This window comes from Chitinophaga sp. YR573, assembly GCF_900110995.1.
GTDB lineage: Bacteria > Bacteroidota > Bacteroidia > Chitinophagales > Chitinophagaceae > Chitinophaga.
This window is the reverse complement of sequence record NZ_FOJF01000003.1, coordinates 1,350,685-1,369,017: the sequence shown is the minus strand read 5'-3', so window position 1 is coordinate 1,369,017 and position 18,333 is coordinate 1,350,685. Positions and strand designations below refer to the sequence as shown.

16 protein-coding genes are annotated in these 18,333 nt (G+C 42.3%); 8 read left to right on the top strand and 8 right to left on the bottom strand.

Annotated elements, in window-relative coordinates; genetic code table 11:
* Positions 1–107: 107 nt before the first annotated feature.
* Positions 108–1,658: a hypothetical protein gene (locus tag BMW86_RS31830; RefSeq protein ID WP_143056754.1), complete on the top strand. Its 1,551-nt coding sequence runs from the start codon at positions 108–110 to the stop codon at positions 1,656–1,658.
* Positions 1,659–1,678: 20 nt separating this feature from the next.
* Here BMW86_RS31830 and BMW86_RS31825 read toward each other — a convergent pair whose 3' ends face one another.
* Positions 1,679–3,478, bottom strand: coding sequence for an ATP-binding protein (locus tag BMW86_RS31825; RefSeq protein ID WP_089787931.1), 1,800 nt, complete (start codon positions 3,476–3,478; stop codon positions 1,679–1,681).
* A gap of 589 nt (positions 3,479–4,067) precedes the next feature.
* Between BMW86_RS31825 and BMW86_RS31820 the strand changes: the two genes are divergently transcribed.
* The gene (locus tag BMW86_RS31820) at positions 4,068–4,424 is read left to right on the top strand and encodes a toxin-antitoxin system YwqK family antitoxin (protein WP_089787929.1); all 357 of its coding nucleotides are present in this window, start codon (positions 4,068–4,070) and stop codon (positions 4,422–4,424) included.
* Between the two features lie 41 nt (positions 4,425–4,465).
* Here BMW86_RS31820 and BMW86_RS31815 read toward each other — a convergent pair whose 3' ends face one another.
* The gene (locus BMW86_RS31815) at positions 4,466–5,314 is read right to left on the bottom strand and encodes a DUF4349 domain-containing protein (protein ID WP_089787927.1); all 849 of its coding nucleotides are present in this window, start codon (positions 5,312–5,314) and stop codon (positions 4,466–4,468) included.
* A 185-nt stretch (positions 5,315–5,499) separates the two neighbouring features.
* Positions 5,500–5,796, bottom strand: a complete 297-nt coding sequence (locus tag BMW86_RS31810; RefSeq protein ID WP_143056753.1) for a hypothetical protein — start codon at positions 5,794–5,796, stop codon at positions 5,500–5,502.
* A 444-nt stretch (positions 5,797–6,240) separates the two neighbouring features.
* On the opposite strand from BMW86_RS31810, the gene BMW86_RS31805 reads away from it, so the two are divergent.
* The 3 genes from BMW86_RS31805 to BMW86_RS31795 are packed head-to-tail and all read left to right on the top strand — an operon-like array spanning position 6,241 to position 7,546.
* Entirely contained in the window at positions 6,241–6,573 is a 333-nt protein-coding gene (locus BMW86_RS31805; RefSeq protein WP_089787923.1) for a type II toxin-antitoxin system HigB family toxin, read from the top strand.
* 23 nt (positions 6,574–6,596) lie between these two features.
* On the top strand, positions 6,597–7,019 hold the full coding sequence (locus tag BMW86_RS31800; RefSeq protein ID WP_089788322.1) for a helix-turn-helix domain-containing protein: 423 nt from the start codon (positions 6,597–6,599) through the stop codon (positions 7,017–7,019).
* Positions 7,016–7,546: an NADPH-dependent FMN reductase gene (locus BMW86_RS31795; protein ID WP_089787921.1), complete on the top strand. Its 531-nt coding sequence runs from the start codon at positions 7,016–7,018 to the stop codon at positions 7,544–7,546. The genes BMW86_RS31800 and BMW86_RS31795 overlap by 4 nt, the downstream gene beginning before the upstream one ends.
* 67 nt (positions 7,547–7,613) lie before the next feature.
* Here the strand turns inward: BMW86_RS31795 and BMW86_RS31790 are convergent, their stop codons facing one another.
* The 3 genes from BMW86_RS31790 to BMW86_RS31780 all read right to left on the bottom strand — a co-directional run bounded on the left by BMW86_RS31790 (position 7,614) and on the right by BMW86_RS31780 (position 10,140).
* Positions 7,614–8,618, bottom strand: coding sequence for an outer membrane beta-barrel protein (locus BMW86_RS31790; RefSeq protein ID WP_089787919.1), 1,005 nt, complete (start codon positions 8,616–8,618; stop codon positions 7,614–7,616).
* A gap of 71 nt (positions 8,619–8,689) precedes the next feature.
* The gene (locus BMW86_RS31785; RefSeq protein ID WP_143056752.1) at positions 8,690–9,820 is read right to left on the bottom strand and encodes a BamA/TamA family outer membrane protein; all 1,131 of its coding nucleotides are present in this window, start codon (positions 9,818–9,820) and stop codon (positions 8,690–8,692) included.
* Positions 9,821–9,861: 41 nt separating this feature from the next.
* Positions 9,862–10,140, bottom strand: a complete 279-nt coding sequence (locus BMW86_RS31780) for an Rdx family protein (RefSeq protein ID WP_089787915.1) — start codon at positions 10,138–10,140, stop codon at positions 9,862–9,864.
* 189 nt (positions 10,141–10,329) lie between these two features.
* Between BMW86_RS31780 and BMW86_RS31775 the strand changes: the two genes are divergently transcribed.
* Positions 10,330–12,366, top strand: a complete 2,037-nt coding sequence (locus tag BMW86_RS31775; protein ID WP_089787914.1) for a tetratricopeptide repeat-containing sensor histidine kinase — start codon at positions 10,330–10,332, stop codon at positions 12,364–12,366.
* A 24-nt stretch (positions 12,367–12,390) separates the two neighbouring features.
* Here BMW86_RS31775 and BMW86_RS31770 read toward each other — a convergent pair whose 3' ends face one another.
* Positions 12,391–13,242: a KPN_02809 family neutral zinc metallopeptidase gene (locus tag BMW86_RS31770; protein WP_089787912.1), complete on the bottom strand. Its 852-nt coding sequence runs from the start codon at positions 13,240–13,242 to the stop codon at positions 12,391–12,393.
* 67 nt (positions 13,243–13,309) lie between these two features.
* Here BMW86_RS31770 and fdhD point away from each other — a divergent pair, with 67 nt between their 5' ends.
* Entirely contained in the window at positions 13,310–14,113 is an 804-nt protein-coding gene (fdhD, locus tag BMW86_RS31765; RefSeq protein ID WP_089787910.1) for a formate dehydrogenase accessory sulfurtransferase FdhD, read from the top strand.
* 2 nt (positions 14,114–14,115) lie between these two features.
* Complete coding sequence (locus BMW86_RS31760; protein ID WP_089787908.1) at positions 14,116–16,422, top strand: FdhF/YdeP family oxidoreductase; 2,307 nt, start codon at positions 14,116–14,118, stop codon at positions 16,420–16,422.
* On the opposite strand, the gene BMW86_RS31755 is transcribed toward BMW86_RS31760, so the two are convergent.
* Entirely contained in the window at positions 16,415–18,289 is a 1,875-nt protein-coding gene (locus tag BMW86_RS31755) for a BamA/TamA family outer membrane protein (RefSeq protein ID WP_143056751.1), read from the bottom strand. The two genes, BMW86_RS31760 and BMW86_RS31755, sit on opposite strands and share 8 nt — an antisense overlap.
* Positions 18,290–18,333 lie beyond the last annotated feature (44 nt).

The window sequence follows — 18,333 nt, the reverse complement described above, 5'->3', positions numbered from 1 at the left end:
GGCTTAAAACGAAAAAGGAAAAAGGGACGAGAGGGCTGTAAATGAGTGTACGTTGCACACATTTTGAAAAATATTTATACATTTACGGCCTGAAGACAAGAATACCTATGAAATATTTCTGGCTGTTTGTATTGCTGATTTCCACCCATTTATTTGCCCAGGTACCTAAAGTACAGCTTAGTCAGCCGTTTCCCGAACCAGGTGAAGGCTTCGAAAAAATAGTTTTACTGGATAACGAAAACACCTGCTATCTTCATTTTGACAAGAAACTGGGGATACAGGTAACGATATATAATCAGAAGCGGGAAGTATCTGCTACTGAAACTGTGACTGGCACCTTATGGGATGCCGGTAACATCAACGATACGGAAATAGACGGGATTTATGGGATTAACGGGCAGGTGGTGATCTTCCTGCAGCAGTTGGTTAAATACAAGCCTTGTATGTTCAGACTGGTACTGGATGGGACGAACGGTAAACTACTCAGGGAAGATAAACTCGGAGAACTGTCTACTGTATTACACAGGGATGTATTTATACAGAATAACTTTGCCTCTCATGATTTCTATACAGCAAAAGATCCCAATAGCGGATATTATGCGGTCGCCATGTTTGGAGGGGGAGAATTGCAGCGGAATGAAAATGGCCATGAAAGAATACAGATCTCCCTTTTTTCTCCGGATCATACCCTTGTTCAACAGGCGGCTTATTACCTGCCGGAGTTCCCGTATTATTCCTTCCTGGATATGACAGTGCAGGGTGGAGAACGGGTGTTCATTACCACAGCGGCCTTACGTAAAAACAATAAGGATACCGCCAGCTGTGTAGTGGTCTCTTCTCTGAAAACCGGTGACAGCACATTTACGCATCAGCTGTTGCCTTATACGGCCAACTTTTCTGATGTACATGCATCTATAAAATGTGTACCATCTATACAACGCCTGCAGTTATTGCTGATCAGCAGTAATAAGAATGGTAAATCAACCTTTATGAATTCCCTGGATGCAGGTACTTTACAGGTGCTGCATACACAGCCAATGCAGACGCCTGGTCAGCCGCAGTTGTTACTACCGGATAAGGATGGCAGCGCCACTTTGTTACTGGAAAATATGACTGAATTTTCGCAGGGAAATAACCCGAATGCATGGAACAGGATGCATACGAATATGAATGATATTGGCGTGCGTCATATAGATACGGCTGGGGTGGATCAATCCGGTTATTCGCTGGTAAAAATGCAGGTAGCAAATGGCATATATGAGCCAATGTATCTGCAACGCAAACAGAAAGGACAGTGGGTATTCCGTAACCGTATCCAGGCATTAAACACAACGCCGTATTTATCCTACGAATATTTACCAACAGCCCATGGTACTTATATTCTTTTCAATGATTATCTCCAGTATCTTGACCCCGGTGGTTCTTATACTGATAAAAAACCAATGAGGTATCTGACAGAAGCAAATATTGTATGTTACCGTTGCACGGATACTACGCAGGAAAGACTTTTCCTGTTTGGTAATCCTGAAACTTTCAAGGGTTATTATTGTATGCTCGGAGCCTCTGATTATCAGAATGATAAATCCATTTATACGACTATCATGATTACGCGGAAAGGGGAAGAGAAAAAGGCCTGTATTGCCTGGGTAGAGTTTTGATTGTTGTACATCCCTGGTACTCAGGGATGAGTAATTCGTTGTTTTATATATTTGGAGAGTGTGGTATGCAGTGTTTTGAACTCTATTGGTTTGAGCATATATTCATTGGCACCTGCTTTTAGCAGTTCATCGCTGGCTTCTTTAAACGGATCTCCACTGGCAATGATTACCGGGATATTCTTCAGCAGGGTATCTTCACGGATGCAGGCGAGGGTTTCTTTTCCGCTCATGCCCGGAATGTGAGAATCCAGTATGATGACATCTGGTCTTGATGCCTTCGCCAGTAATAATCCTTCTAATCCATCTTCTGCCAGCATTACCCTGCTACCCAGTCCACACAGGAACCTGGACAATACCAACTGGCACATCTTATCATCTTCTATAATTAATATGGTTGTATCATTGAGATTGACTAATTGTTCCGGTCTGTTATCAGGATCAGTGTCTGTTGATTTCCCTGCTTTTATTAATGGAAGAATGACAGTGAATGTGGTACCTTTTCCCAGGATGCTGGATACTTCAATTCGTCCCTGTAAGCATTCTACCAGTTTCTGGGTGATATGTAACCCCAGGCCGGTACCTTCCAGGAAGATATTTCTTTCTGTTACAAATGCATCAAAAATGGTACGGAGTCTATCTTCGGGGATACCTGCACCCTGGTCCGTGACCTGTATATACCATTTTTTATTGCTGGAGAAAATCCTTAAGGTAACATGACTGTCCTGTGTAGTAAACTTTATTGCATTGGACAGTAAGTTATTAAGTGTTTTAGAGAGTAGTATTTTGTCGGCATTCAGTTGTTCCGGCATTTCGTCATCAACAGAGAATTTTATTTTTACATTTTTTATGATAGCAACATACTGGTGCATATTGACGGTATCTGCTATCCAGTCTCTTATATTAAAAACAGCCGGTTGTGCTTTATCCTGTTTCCCTGCTTCTATTTTAGAGAATTCCAGGATATTATTGATAATTTCTTTTGTATTGTAACTGGCAGCATATAAATGATCTGCGAGAAAGCGAATAGGGGCGAGGGATTTATTTTGTTCCACCTTTAGTTGTAATAACTGGCTGATACCAAATATTGCGTTTAAGGGAGTTCGGATCTCATGACTGGTTTCACGAACAAAGATGCTTTTGGCATCTGTTGCTTTTTCCAGTTGTGCAACAAGGTTTAATAGTTCTGCATTATATTCTTTTGCTAAGCGTAATTTATTCTCTACATGTTCCAGTGCGTTTTTCCTTAGTCTGTCGATGTTTTTCATGTAGTAATAAATCACCATCAGATCGAGGCCAAGAATGCCAGGAATGGTAACCCATCTTATAACAAACTGTGCTGTTAAATTATGATCCCCCGTTATCAGCAATTTGGGAACATAACCGTTGTAAATATTTATTTCTCCAGCCAGAAAACAGGCAATGGTGAGACCTATGCTGATAATCCTGAGGCGTTTATTATCAAAGATCAGCATAGATAATCCGACAAGGAATATGAACAGCAGGTAAACTTCTGTTACTCTTCCGAGGACGGCGCTATAATACTGAATGGTGAGGTTGTTAATTAAGATAGTACCCATGCTGGCAGCCGTAAACCAGCCTTCTTTGTTAACGTAGATCATTGACAATAATAAAATGGTTTCTAAAATTGCCGGTAAATAAATAAGGGCTCCGCCCATCAGAAAATAGCAACCCAGGCCAAATACGATTGACATAAGCGCAGTAGTGAGACAGACTAGGTTCACTATGCGTATTGTACGCTTTTTGTTCTCATCCAACACGTTACTGCAGCCAGTAGTAACGGTAAGTTGTAGTAGGTTCATGCCCGGATAATTTACATATATGGAACTTATAATTATAGCAAGTTCCCAGTTTGCTACATATAGTCCCTCTGGTGTTCCCTTATTTCAGATAACATGCTTCCTGAATCAGATTTTGGGGTCTTGATTATACTTGCGATTTAAAACATTGTACAGTCCAGTATTAATTAAGCTATTTCTTATCAAATGTAACATACATATCCTGAAATCCTGCCACAATTGTACTAACATCCGGAACAGACGGCATACCGGCCTGGCGATTTTGGCATATACTCATATTTCATAGTCAGTCAGTACACATCGTGCATCTTTATAACAGAATATCTGCCAGGTTTCCCCCGTTCCATAATAAAAACTGAAATCAGGATCATAATGTACAGGGTTGTCCATTTGCATTTTCTGATACCAGGTTAAGGGTGGTACTAACGTAGAAGGAATCATAAACAGTTGTATAGTTATTTTGCATCTCACTATTAACACACACTACTGCAAAATAGTTCAATCGGTTAAGGATTTAGTTAATACCTCGTTAATGATTAAATTTTCTCTATTTAAAAAATAGTTAATAGATTGGCTATTATAAATACATTGTATGCAATTCCAATTAGTCGCTTTTTCGTTATTCCTTGCGGGTCTGTGTGCGTGTAACAGCGCTGCGCATCACAACAAAGATCCTTATTCATTAGAGGACACTGTTAATTATAAACTTACCCAGACGCAACAGGGGGGAGGCGGTGTTTTCTTTAAAACGGAAACATATGTGAACACAGATGATACGGCGTATTCATATGTTAAAGTATATAGTTATACGAAGAAAGTTGCAGCTGTACAGTTTTATAAAGGCGGGAAAAAACATGGGCCGACGATTACGTATAATGAAAACGGGGCTCCGCAACTGGGAACTTATTACCGGAATGATACGGTGATTGATATGCATCCTTTTAAGTAAGATTTTTTATAGGAGTCTGTCTCAAAGACAGACTCCTATTGTTATACGGATAGTTTCTTATAACCAAACCATCCGCCGGCTAACAGCAACAGGAAAGGCCACAGCTGAAGGAAAAATAGTAAAACGTTTTTAAAGATATCTACGCCATTACGCAGGGCAGAGAGTAATTCTGCACCAAATCCGGCACGGGTTACGCGGTCCGGGTTTACGATTACCTGTACGTCTGCTAATTGTGACTGGAATAATTGTACGGAGAATGTAGCGTAATTCACGTCATCCAGGATAGCCATGTTAACAATCTTACGGTCGATTATATTTTCTTTTTTCCTGTCTTCATAAGCGATAACGTCCAATGGCGTTTTTTTGTTAACCGGTGCGGGTGCGGTTTCTTCCACATTTCCCTGTTCGTTATTTTTTAATGCGTTTGAGAGATAGTCCAGGGTTTTATCCTGGCTTTTCAGCGTACGGTAGTCTATAAATGCAGCCATAGCGGTGAGGGATTCTACGACAGAATCCAGTTTAGCAGCCGGTACGCGTAAGGTAAGATTGGCGGTAGGCGAGTAGATCTGAATACGTTTCAGGGAATCTGCGGAGTAAGGGATTTCTTTGCTTACGCCGAAATCGTTTTGCATCGTGCTTTCTACAATAACGCCGTCTATGCTGTTTACGACGTGTTCCAGGGCTGATGCAGCACTGAATACGTTATTCACACGGCAACGTACATCCGCAGTTCGTACGCGCTTCCTGGAGGGTGAATTCAGCTTAGTAATTTCATTTGAAAACGTGGTAGAATCTGCTGTTGCTGTTTCTTCATGAAAGGTAGATGATGGTGAACAGGCAAAGAGAGTCAGGGCCGGTATTATTACCAGCAAACATGGTGAAGGGCGCATAGTGTGTTGTTTACATTTTATACTGGGAATGCGGGAAAGGTAACCCGGGGTTGAATGTTAAAAAAAACACAATGAGGGAGTGTGGCTGTATTAAAGAGGATCTTCTTTATTTGTCGGCCCATATAAATTCAAAAGCCAGGTAAATTGTAGGGTTTACCTGGCTTTGATACGATTAAAATCTGTCATCAGTTACAAGGACCTATCCGTGCCCAATATTGTCCTGCAGCCGGAAACTGAAACTGGTTCTGCTGTGTAGCTATATACAAATTACCGACATATACAACCCGTGCGCCCGGATAATAATAAGCACCATACGCGAAGGGAGGAATACCTAAGCAACTTACGAATGGCTTTACGACCATGTTCGTTTTGCTTTTAGTAATAGTCGGAGGAAGTTCATTAGTTGCCTTTGTTGAAGCAGTTACATTAAGCAGGCAATAAGTAAAACTTAAAGAAAGAAAGTAAAGCAATTTTGTTCTCATAATTTTGATAGTTATTAATGTGATCAAATATATACAGAGATACTGCTGTGATAATTCAACGATCATCTATCAACGCTAAGTAGTTTTACCTGCGCTATATCAGAGAGAAAGGGATAGCTGGGAATGGCAATATCCTATTTAACATAATATAAATTATGAGAAGAAAAGGAAAGAGAGAATATAGACTGGTGGAAGGTTTAGATTACCAGGATTAAAAGCTGAGTTTGTTTATATGGGGTCAATTCCTGTGATCTTTAAGATACGAATAAACGATTGAATTGACGTTGCAGTTAGCACGTTTTTTACACAGCAAAGTCTTATCACCTTTTAATCAAAATGAATAAAATGAACAGCACATTATTAGATATAAAAAAATAATTTGGCGGTGGGAAGAAAAAAAAATTGTTCTCTATTTGAGAACTCAAAAAGTTAACCTATATTTGTATGAGAATTCATTTGGTAAAAAAACAGAGCATTGATTTGTTTGTAAATTTACACCCGGGCAGCCGGAGTTCTTTCACAGAATGGCTGGAAAAAATAAAATACGCAAACTGGGAAAATACAGCAGATATCAGGCATACATTCAGAAGCGCCGATTTATTAGGGAATGGCTCTAACAGAGTGATTTTTGATGTAGGTGGTAATCATTACAGGATAGTGTGTAAATATGCGTTTGGAGATACCGAGGTGCATTTATTTGTATGCTGGATTGGTACACATGCAGCGTATGATGAATTATGTAAGAGTAAACAACAATATTCTATAAGTATTTATTGATAGCAAAAATTAATTTACTGGTTATGGAAAGCTTAAAATATAAAGTTATCAAAAGTAAAAGTCAGTATAAATCGTACTGCAAAATTCTGGAAGAGCTTGTAGATATTGGTTCTAAAAGCAGTGGCATAAAGGAAGAGATTGAGCTGCTTACTGTACTTATAGAAAAATGGGATGAGGATCATAATACCTTTATGGAGCTCGATCCTATAGAACTGCTACAGTCTCTGATGCAGGAACATGGTTTAAATGCTACTGCACTGGCGGGTATACTGGATGTCAGCAAAGGTTATCTTTCAGATATTCTTCACTATAAAAAAGGATTGTCCAAAGATGTGATCCGTGTATTGGCTGGCCATTTTAAAGTTTCTCAGGAAGCTTTTAACCGGCCGTATGAGTTGGATCAACCGGCTACCAATAAAAAAAAAGTAAATAATCTGGCCGCATGATCAAACATATACTGGCGATTTCCGGGAGCCTCAGGAATACGTCTTCTAATACGAATGTTTTGAAAGCCTGTGCAGTGCTGGCTCCGGATGATGTAAAAATTACGCTGTATGAAGGGTTGGATAAACTGCCGTATTTTAGTCCTGAACTGGATGGTGAAGGTGCTGTACCAGCGCCAACTGTGCAGGATCTCAGAGAGCAGTTGAAGAAAGCAGATGCTGTGATTTTTTGTACGCCGGAGTATGCTTTTGGAGTACCGGGTGTTTTGAAGAATGCCCTGGATTGGATTGTTTCGTCAGGGGAGTTTTATGATAAGCCAACGGCAGTTATCAGTGCCTCTCCCCTTGCGACTGGCGGTGATAAAGCGAATGCTTCGCTTGTACAAACGCTGACTGTTATGTCTGCAATTATTAAAGAAGGGAATAAACTGCTGATTCCTGTTGTTCGTACGAAGATGGATGCAGCGGGGAATGTTATTGATAAAGAGCTGGAAACGGCCTTAGCGCAGGTGATCCGTTCATTAGTATAACTTATTTCAAATATAAATAGTAATGCCGGGTATTTAAAATGCCCGGCATTACTATTTATATGTAATATTAAAAGTGCCAGCGCAAACCAGCGTTTGCACCTAAACCACCAATATTGATGTAGGATTTAAGATCGTTGGATGGCTGATCGTCGTGTTTGTAAGTAACTTTTGCACCAGTTTGGCTAACAGGTGTATTAGAACTCTGGTCCAGGGTGGTTACATATTTCGTATGGCTTTCAGCAGTAGAAAGATCTCCCAGGCCACGGTGCTGCGTAGCAACTACAGCGCCTGTAGTAGGATTGATTACTTTGGTGTTTTCATCGTAAGCCTTTACTTCTTTTTCCTTGCTCTTTACAGGAACATTCTTGTATTCTGCTTCAACAAAAACGTCAAGCTTGTGAGAGATTGGGAAGGCAACACCAAAGGCCCCCTGAAAACCCAGTGTAATATTGGGTTTCACCTGTTCTTCACGATGGATAGTTGTTTGAGTGAGGAATGTTTGTCCGCCTAAAACAGTGGAGCCACTCTGACTTGCATCTGTTTCGATATTCAACCGGCCCCATAAAGGAATGACAAAACCGAGGCGTAAATACGGATTTACTTTTTCGTAACCGGGAGAAATGATAAAACTTGGTGTAAAGTCGATAGCATTTACGTAACCGTGAGATTCGATTTTCCCCAGTACGGTGCTGCTGCCAGCCAATGTAGTTACTTCCCTTGTCATCAGGTTTTTCTTACTGTGGTAGTAATTGAAAGTAGCTTCTACGGCCATATACCTGTTAAGATTCCATCCGAGGGAGAGTCCTCCCCTGCCACCAGCTCCGTAAGAACCTGTGAGTACTTTTTCGGATATTACAGTAGTGGTACCGTCTGTCGAACTGTATTGTTTTTGTTCGTCATGCGGTTCATAAGGGCCTACTTTAGGAAACTGACCAGGGAATACACTGAAGAAATATCCGCCAGCTACTTTGAGATAAAATTTAGAGGCTTTTTTGTCTTTTTTCTGGGCTGTGACAGTGGTGGATATTGCCACTGCGAAAAACAACGTACATAAGAGGGTTATGCGTTTCATACATGGAATTTATCGGGTTATAACTAAGCTGTAACTGAAGTTAACAAATACTGATGATACAGTCAAAAAGATTAAAATGCCTCTGCAAGCGACAGATAAAGCCCTGATTGTCTTTGTTCTCCGGCACGCTTTTCACCCCAGCCGTAGTCTATACGAATAGTCAGGCGGGCGCTTTCGTCGTAGAACCAGCGGATACCCAAACCGTAATCTGGTTTAAAGTGAGATAAACCGATATCGTGGTTGTTGAATACAGCTCCGGTTCCACCGAACGCTGCCAGTGCAAACTTGGGTTGCATGTGTACGAACCAGATATTGATGGGAATACGGGGGTTAAGGAAGTAGCGGTATTCTGCCTGTAAAGCCAGGTAGTTCTGATCGCGGTAACGGCCTGTGTAATAGCCCCGCATCATGAGATCATTACCCATCTCAGGTAAGAGGTAGAACGGTAATGTTGAGCCCTGCAGGGAGTTAAAAACACCGTTTAGGCCCAGGGTACTGTTGCGGGATAATGGAATGAAATGCCGGGCTTGTGCATCCAGCTTCCATAGTTCGTGTTTACTGATGAAGGAAGGCGCGTAGGCGATGTTTAAACGCATCCAGGTGCCACGGGTGGTGTAGTTCTGGTTATCCCTGTTATCGAAGATCCCGGAGGCTCCTATGAAGGTTACGTAGCCCCCATCTTTATCGGTGAGGGGTAGTCCGGGGTAAATTCCTTTGATTTCTTTGGCGCGATAGTCGTCTTTCTGATACTGGAGCAGCAGTCCGGCGTAGAAATGGCCGCTTATACGATGTTCTGCTTCCAGTTGTACTTTATAGCGGATGTTATCTACTAATGTACCATCTGCTTTATGCGTAGTATCACCGATTCCGTAGAAATAGATCGGGAAATCGTGGTAACGAAGGTTGCTTTTGAAGTGCCAGTTGTTGTTGTCTGTCCAGATATCAGTTTTAAGATCGATCTTATACTGGTTTTTGGTAGTGACACTGGGTATCAGGTTGATGGTAGAGTTGCGTAATTCAGAACTTTTGCCTGTGTAGAAGGAATAGAGCATAGCAGCCCCTATTTCAAGACCTTTTTCCTGGGAATAACCTAATACCGGTAATGGGAAAAAGCTGGGTTTGTGTACAATAACACTATCCTGGGCCTTCAACCCCAAACAAACGATTAGTAATATAACCGTAACAGATATAATTCTTTGCATTCTCATCGGGATGCAAAGAAACAACTTTTATGCCTTCAAAATTATTTTCTGTCGGAATGTCCCAGGCTTTTTTCAGGATTTACTTTATCCCTTACCAGTTGCTTCAATTCTTTTATCTCCGGAAAATGACCGGCATCCTTGCGGTTAAACAGGATTTCTCCATCTACATAAATAATATAACTTCCACCAGTTTCGCTCTGTTGTAAAGTTACACTTCGCAGGTCATCAGCAAAAGTTGTCAGTAGCTCCTGCGCCATCCATGCAGCACGCATCAGCCAACCGCATTTTGGACAATATTCTATGGTAACAGTAGGTTTCATAGTGTAATAGTACAAAATTTCAGATGATAAAGTACTAACACACAAGAATGTTTTCTCTATATAACTTATTGTGGTACAATGTTTGAATAGGATGTTCAAATTTCAAAAAATTGCATCTGTTTTTTTCATATTTTTATCGCTGCATTCAGGTAACCCTAAATGAACGCTTCGTCAACAACTTGACTTTCTATGCAGATAGTCCGATTTAGAGTACGCCCCTTCCTTTACATGGTCATCCTATGTGGATTACCGTACATGCTTCTTGCGCAGTCAGGTAGCACAGATAGTCTGTTGCGTGCCATAGACATGCATCCGCAGAGAGATACAGACCGCGTAATACTGCTGAACAAGCTGGGGAGACTCTATTTTACAAAGGACCCTGTACTGACAGAAAAGTATGGCAGAGAAGCCATTCATATCAGCGACAGCCTCGGGTATATATCCGGTGCAATGTGGGGTAAACGCAATATGGCACTGGCGGAAAACAGTCGCGGCAACCTGGATAAACAGATGGATTTTACCATAGATGCACTGAAACTGGCAGATCAACTAAATGATATTCATGCAACTAGTGTGCTGAACGCAGACATTGGTAATATATTTATAGAACAAAACAGACCCGAACTCGCATTACCTTATCAGAAAAAAGCATTATACCTTAAACAATCTTTACATGATCAGGGAGAAGTGTCCCGCTCATTAAACAGTATAGGCTCCTGTTACCTGCTTATGCATAAACCGGATTCCGCTTTATTTTTCCTCTATGAATCTGAAAAAATAAAGCTGTCGCTGAATGATCATAAAGGATTGGCTTTTACTTATGAGAATATTGGTCATATTTTATTTGATAAGGGACAATACCAGGAAGCATTCCGGTATTATGAAATCTCTGAGAAATACTACCGGGAATCCGATAATATACCGGGGCTTACCAAAGCATACCTGAACCTGGGAAGAGTAAATACAGCCTTAAGAAAATATACGGATGCCGCCCGGAACCTCAGTGATGCTGCCAAACTGAATGAACATTTGCAGAATGCCAAGAATAATATGATCTATTATAAATACCAGGCGTCTTTAGATTCTGCGCGGGGTAATTATATAGCAGCCATGTCCAGCTATAAAGAGTTCTCCAGGCTGAGTGAGCAGTATTTTAATGTGGAGAAAACGAAGTTCATTGCCAGTACAAAAGAGAAGTATGAATCTGAGAAGAAACAGCGTGAAAATGAGATGTTAAAAAAGGAGCAGCTGTTACATCTTTCCACCATCAAAATACAGCAGAAGTTTGTGATCTTCTGTATCATGTTATTCTTCGTACTCTCCGTGATTACGAGCGTTCTTTTCCGTATGTACAGGCGTCAGCAGGACTTATATCTTCAGTTAAACAACCGTAATAAAAAAGTACAACAGCAAAACCTGATTATACTGGAACAGAATGTAGCACTGGAAAGTGCAAGCCAGGTGAAGGATAAAATCTTCTCTGTTATTTCTCACGATCTGCGTTCTCCCCTGGCGATATTGGAAGGGATGTTGTTTTTGCTGAGAGATGATAAAATGTCTTCGCAACAATTCAAATTTTTTATTGATGAATTATGGCGGGATATGAAGAATACTTCGGCCATGATGGATAACCTGTTACAATGGGCCAGCAGCCAGATGAAAGGAATACGGGTGAATGCAGATGATTTTGATATTACCGCTATTTTAAACAGGGAATTTGAGCTGTTGTTATCGCTGGCAAGACAAAAAGATATTTCGCTTACTCACCAGTTATCTCATGCTATTATGGTGTACGGAGATCCTGATATGATCAGGCTTGTATTACGTAACCTGATCAGCAATGCTATCAAGTTTACTCCTGCTCATGGTAATATCAATATTCGTTACCTGATGTTATCTGAAAAGATAGAACTGATTGTAGAAGATAATGGAATAGGTATTGCGGAAGCAGATCAACATAAAGTTTTATCCAATATTTATTATTCTACAGGAGGAACCCAGAATGAGAAAGGCTGCGGATTAGGATTGCCTTTATCCAAAGATTTTATAGAGCGGAATGAGGGAGAGATCTGGTTTGACAGTAAGGTAGGCAAAGGAACAAGTTTCCATTTTACCTTACCATTATCCGAAGAAGAAAATAATACGAGAAGAGGATATATGTTTACAATTACAACAGATCAACTTAAAAATATGACGCAGGTATCTGCGGTAAATGAAAAAAGCTGACCCGAATGAGTCAGCTTTTTTTATTTATAATTCTGATGAGTTGAATGTATCTCCGTCTTTAATATCTCCACTTTCAAATCCTTTTTTGAACCAGTGCATACGTTGTGCAGAAGTACCATGTGTAAAGGCATCCGGTACAACATACCCCTGGGCAGCTTTCTGCAGTTTATCATCCCCTACTGCACTGGCAGCGTTTAGCGCTTCTTCTATATCACCCTCTTCCAGGATATTCTGCATTTTTTGTGCGTGATGGGCCCACACGCCTGCCAGGAAATCAGCCTGTAATTCCAGTTTCACGGACAATTTATTATATTCTTCTTCACTCAGGCGGGAACGCATGGCATCCATCTTTTTGGTAATGCCCAGAAGGTTCTGTACGTGATGGCCCACTTCGTGAGCGATTACGTATGCCATCGCAAAATCGCCTACTACATGGAAGCGTTGTTCCATCTCGTTAAAGAAGGAAAGATCGAGGTATACCTTTTCATCTGCGGGGCAATAGAATGGTCCCATTGCAGCCTGGGCAGAGCCACAACCAGATTGGTCCATATCGCTGTAGATCACCATGCCGGGGTCCTGATAGTGCTTATGCATGTCGTTAAAGAGCTTGGTCCACACGTCTTCCGTATCTGCGAGCACTGTGGAAGCAAAACGCGCATTTTCATCACTATTGGCCGTCACTTTCTCAGATTGGGTAGTTCCGCCACTCCCCTGCTGTACCTGTTGCAGTACCTGCTGGGGATTCCGGTTAAACAACAGGGCCAGTACGACGATGATAACACCGCCTATACCTCCGCCCACACCTAAAGTTCGCATACCACCGCCACCACGGCGGTCTTCTACATTATCGCTTAATCTACGGTCGTTCCAGCGCATATATGAGGTTTTTTATTTGTGCCTAATGTACTGAAAATTTGATGCCATTCTTTACGTAACTTTAACTATGTTAAATCCGGCCGTTTCCTACACACGTATAACAAGAGTGCAAGATACACTTGTTACTGATACAGAAGATGCCCTTGCAGCGGAAGAACCACTGGAAATCAGACTGGTACACGGGGGCCAGCAACAAAGTATTACGGTGACCATGCGTACTCCCGGACAGGACCAGGAACTGGCAGCGGGGTTTCTTTTTACAGAAGGAATTATTACATCTGTGGATGATATAGCGGAGATTAATTATGCGGATAATATAGCTACCGTTACACTACAGAAAAACGTGGTGCCTCTGTTACAGCCTGCCCAACGAAATTTCTTTGCAAATTCTGGTTGTGGCGTGTGTGGAAAAACAGAGATCACGGCTATTTATGCACCAGTGAATATAGCAGCAACTGAGATACAATGCAGGGCTTCTTTGCTGTTGAAGTTACCTGGACTATTACGTAAGCAACAGGCTGTGTTTGAAGATACCGGTGGTTTACATGCGTCTGCACTGTTTGATAATGAAGGGAATTTATTGATTATGCGGGAAGATATTGGCAGGCACAATGCAGTGGATAAACTAGTGGGAACTGCCATGCAGGAGAAACTTTTTCCGCTGCATAATTATATATTATTACTGAGTGGACGTGCAGGATTTGAGCTGATACAGAAGGCTGCCATGGCAGGGATTAAAATAATTGCCGCAGTAGGTGCGCCCTCCAGTATGGCGGTGAAAATGGCCCATGAATGGGATATTACACTGGTAGGTTTTTTACGCCAGCAACGATTTAATATTTATACAGGAGAAGAAAGAATAACCGTTTAATTATGGCTAAAGCATCAATTGTTCCCAACGCGGAGAACCCGGAGAAATTTACAGGCGATTTAAGACTGGGGAAGCCTAAAACAACAGCAGCAGGTATACCGGCAGTGATATCCAGCGCTAAACATATCCTGGAAGAAATGGATGCTGCACGTGGGTTTAAGGCACTCATTAAATTAAACCAGAAAGATGGATTTGATTGCCCTGGTTGTGCCTGGCCTGATCCTGATGATGACCGCTCTTCTCTTGGAGAGTACTGTGAGAACGGTGCAAAGGCGGTGGCCGAAGAGGCTACCAGTAAAAAGCTGACGGCTTCTTTCTTTGCAGAAAATAGTGTGGCCGGCCTGGCAGAGTTAACGGATTTTGAAATAGGGAAAAAAGGAAGGGTGGCAGAACCGGTTTATCTGCCGGAAGGTGCTACACATTATCAGCCTATCAGCTGGGAGAAAGCCTTTAAAAAAATTGCCGGTCATCTGAATGCATTGTCTTCTCCTAATGAAGCTATTTTTTATACTTCGGGAAGGACCAGCAATGAGGCTGCTTATTTATACCAGTTGTTCGTACGGGAATATGGTACGAACAATATGCCCGACTGTTCCAATATGTGCCATGAATCCAGTGGTGTGGCCCTGGGAGAATCCCTTGGCATAGGGAAAGGTTCTGTTACGTTAGATGATTTATATATGGCAGAGGTGATCATCGTCCTGGGACAAAATCCAGGTACCAATCATCCCCGTATGCTGAGTGCTTTACAGAAAGCAAAAGCTAATGGCGCTACTATCATTGCGGTTAATCCATTACATGAAACAGGATTGCTCAATTTCCTGAACCCGCAAACGGTAAAGGGATTCCTCAATATTAAAACTCATCTTACTGATATTTTCCTGCAGGTAAAGATCAATGGAGATCTTGCATTGCTAAAGGCATTGACCCTACTGTTGTTACAGGAAGAAGATAAACATCCCGGGACGGTCTTCGATGCGGAATTTATTGCTGCTGATACGTTGGGGTATGCGGAATATATTGCGCATTTAAGGCAACAGGACCTTTCACAATTAGTGATTGATTGTGGTGTGCCGCTGGAACAGATAGAGCTGGCGGCAAAGGCCATCATGCATAAAAAGAAGATCATTACCTGTTGGGCGATGGGGCTTACCCAGCATAAAAATGCGGTGGACACTATTAAAGAAGTGGTGAACCTGTTGCTGCTGAAAGGTAGTATCGGCAAACCCGGAGCGGGTACCTGTCCGGTCCGCGGGCATAGTAATGTACAGGGCGACCGTACTATGGGCATCTTCGAAAGGCCATCCGAGCAATTATTGAACGCTATTCAGAAAGTATATGGATTTGAACCGCCACGGGAGCATGGATTTGATACAGTATCTGCTATCAAAGCTATGCGGGATGGAAAGGGAAAAGTATTCTTTGCGATGGGCGGGAATTTCCTCTCCGCCACTCCGGATACGGAAGTAACAGCACAGGCACTCCGTAACTGTGATCTGACGGTACATGTGTCCACTAAACTGAACCGCAGTCATCTGGTGCACGGTAAAGAGGCGATTATCCTGCCTTGTTACGGACGCAGTGATGAGGATATTATTAATGGAGAAAAGCAGTTTGTTACCTGCGAGAATTCCATGGGTGTGGTACAGATGTCCAAGGGTAATCTGAAACCTGTGTCCGAACATTTGTTAAGTGAGCCTGCTATTGTATGCCAACTTGCACAGGCAACGCTGGGAAGCAAATCCCTTGTGAACTGGGAAAGGTATAGTCAGCATTATGATCATATCAGGGAAGATATAGAAAAGGTGATCCCGGGATTTGATAATTATAATGAAAGGGTGAGACATCCGGGTGGGTTTTACCTGCCTAATGGCGCCAGAGAAGGACGCTTTAATACCAAAACAGGGAAGGCACACTTTAATGTGGCAGATGTGACGACACAACAGCTGGCGGCAGATGAGTTTATGATGATGACGATCCGGAGCCATGATCAGTTTAATACAACTATTTATGGGCTGGATGACCGCTACCGGGGGATTTACCAGGAAAGAAGGGTGATCCTCATGAATATTAAAGATATTATTTCTGCCGGTTTACAACCGGGAGATGTAGTGGATTTATATAATGAGTTTGGTGGAACGGAAAGAGTGGTACATAAATTCATCGTAGTGGAATATAATATTCCTGAAAAATGTACGGCTACTTATTTCCCGGAGACCAATGCACTGGTGCCTTTGAATAGTGTAGCGGATAAAAGCAATACTCCTACTTCCAAACTGGTAATCCTGAAGATTAAGAAGTCTACCTGAAATTGAGGAAAGCCGGTGCCCTCAGGGCGTAGATATCAAAACGGAAATCGATGATCGTTGTGATTTCCAGGAAGAATGGTTTTACCGGGGCTGGTGGGTTCGGGTAATAGTTACCTGAGACCTTGATCGTATTAATTGCCAGATTCTCATTCTTTACCCTGAAGCCAAACCCGATACCGGTATAAATCGGGTTCTTGAAGATATTATTACTCTTAGAAGTGAGCTGCGAAGCCTGCACCGACGTGAAGAAGTTGAATTTAAAGCCCAGTATTTTCAGCGGACTGTAATACACTGTTTCAGATCTGACGTTCAAACGTTGGTAACCGTTCATCAGGGTCCCACGATATCCCCATACCCCGTTTTCATTATTAGCATCCAATGGCCTGTAGAGATACGGATTTACGTTACCCAGGTAATCTATAGAAGTAAACTGGCGGAACACGTCTTTCCTGATTTTGAACAGGCGACTGTAATATTCCACTTTTGCGTGGATTACCGGATCTTCTGCCACATTATCCAGCCAGAAAGTACTTACTCCTACATTGGCATTGATGATTCCCTGTAAACGGGTAGTCCAGAATTTCTGAGCTTCCAGACCAGTATAAGCCCTTCGCCGGTGATTCCAGGACTGCCATCCTGCTGAAATGGAAGCGGAATACCCCAGCGGAATATCCTCTGTTCTGCCAAAACCGAAGAACTGATGTGTTTTGAAGAAGTCCTGTTTGAAAACAATGGCTTCTGCCAGATAAAAACGGCGGTCGTTGTATACCGGGTTTAACTTAAACATCTCCTGTTTCGGAGGTTCTGTAAAGAACAGGTTATTATGCCGGACAAGGAATGCCAGGTTTGGCCGGCGGGACCCATTCCTGTCGTCCTGTTTCAGGAAGTTATAACCACCCCATACGTCGATGACCTGGTAGCGGTAATCGCGGTAAAAGGTATCTGTTCTACCGAAGTTATTGATAGAGTAGTGTCGGGACAGATCTATCCCTCCCACCCAGTTGGCCGCATTCCTGTATAAAGGACGGTTCAGACTGATGTAATAAGCGCCCTCATATACACCGGAGTCCAAAGGGTTATAGTTATTGAGGGCAGTATACCCTGCACTGAAATCTATGAAGGTACCCAGCGCATTGTATTTGGTATATCTTATCTCTGTTCCCCAGGGTGGATTGTAGGTATTATGCCATGCGGCACCTATCCTTAACCCCTGTCCGGCCCCAAACAGGTTATTATTGGTGACGGAAGTCCTTAAGGCTGTGGGAGTTACCTCCGAAAGATCCAGGCCGTATTCGAATAAATCCTTGGTTACCACAAGTAAGTCTACTGAATCCGGAGAGGCAGCAGCATTAATAATATACAGACGGGCATCTGATATGAAAGGACGGTTACGCAGGTAACGCTCATTGTCCGACAGTTCAAAAGGATTGATGGTATCGTTCCGCCGGAAGAACAGGGATTGCCGGATTACCCACTCTTCTGAGTTGTAATGCAGTCGGTTCGCAAAATGCACCAGTTTCATGCTGGTGGTGAAGGTGGTATCGCTGATGTTATCCGGACCGAATACATTTACCTTCCGGTAGTAAATATTGCGGATCACCCTTCCGGAGAAAGGTGTAAAGTATTTCTCACTTTTATTGATGATACTATCATTAAGTTCCGGTTCGGGAACGTTCTGACGGGTTACTTTGCGGATAACGGAATCGCGGTATTGCTTGTTCCGCATAGAGTTGCGGTATTCTCTCATCCGCTTTAACCAGCCCTTCGAAGCCTGTCTGGGAGGTACAGTATCAGTAGGTTGTGCTTGCTCCTGGTAACAGCTGTATGAGGATATAGCTTTCCCATTTGCGGTATGGAACAGCATCATCAGGCAACAGTAAACTACAAAACCAGGTAATATTTTAAAACACG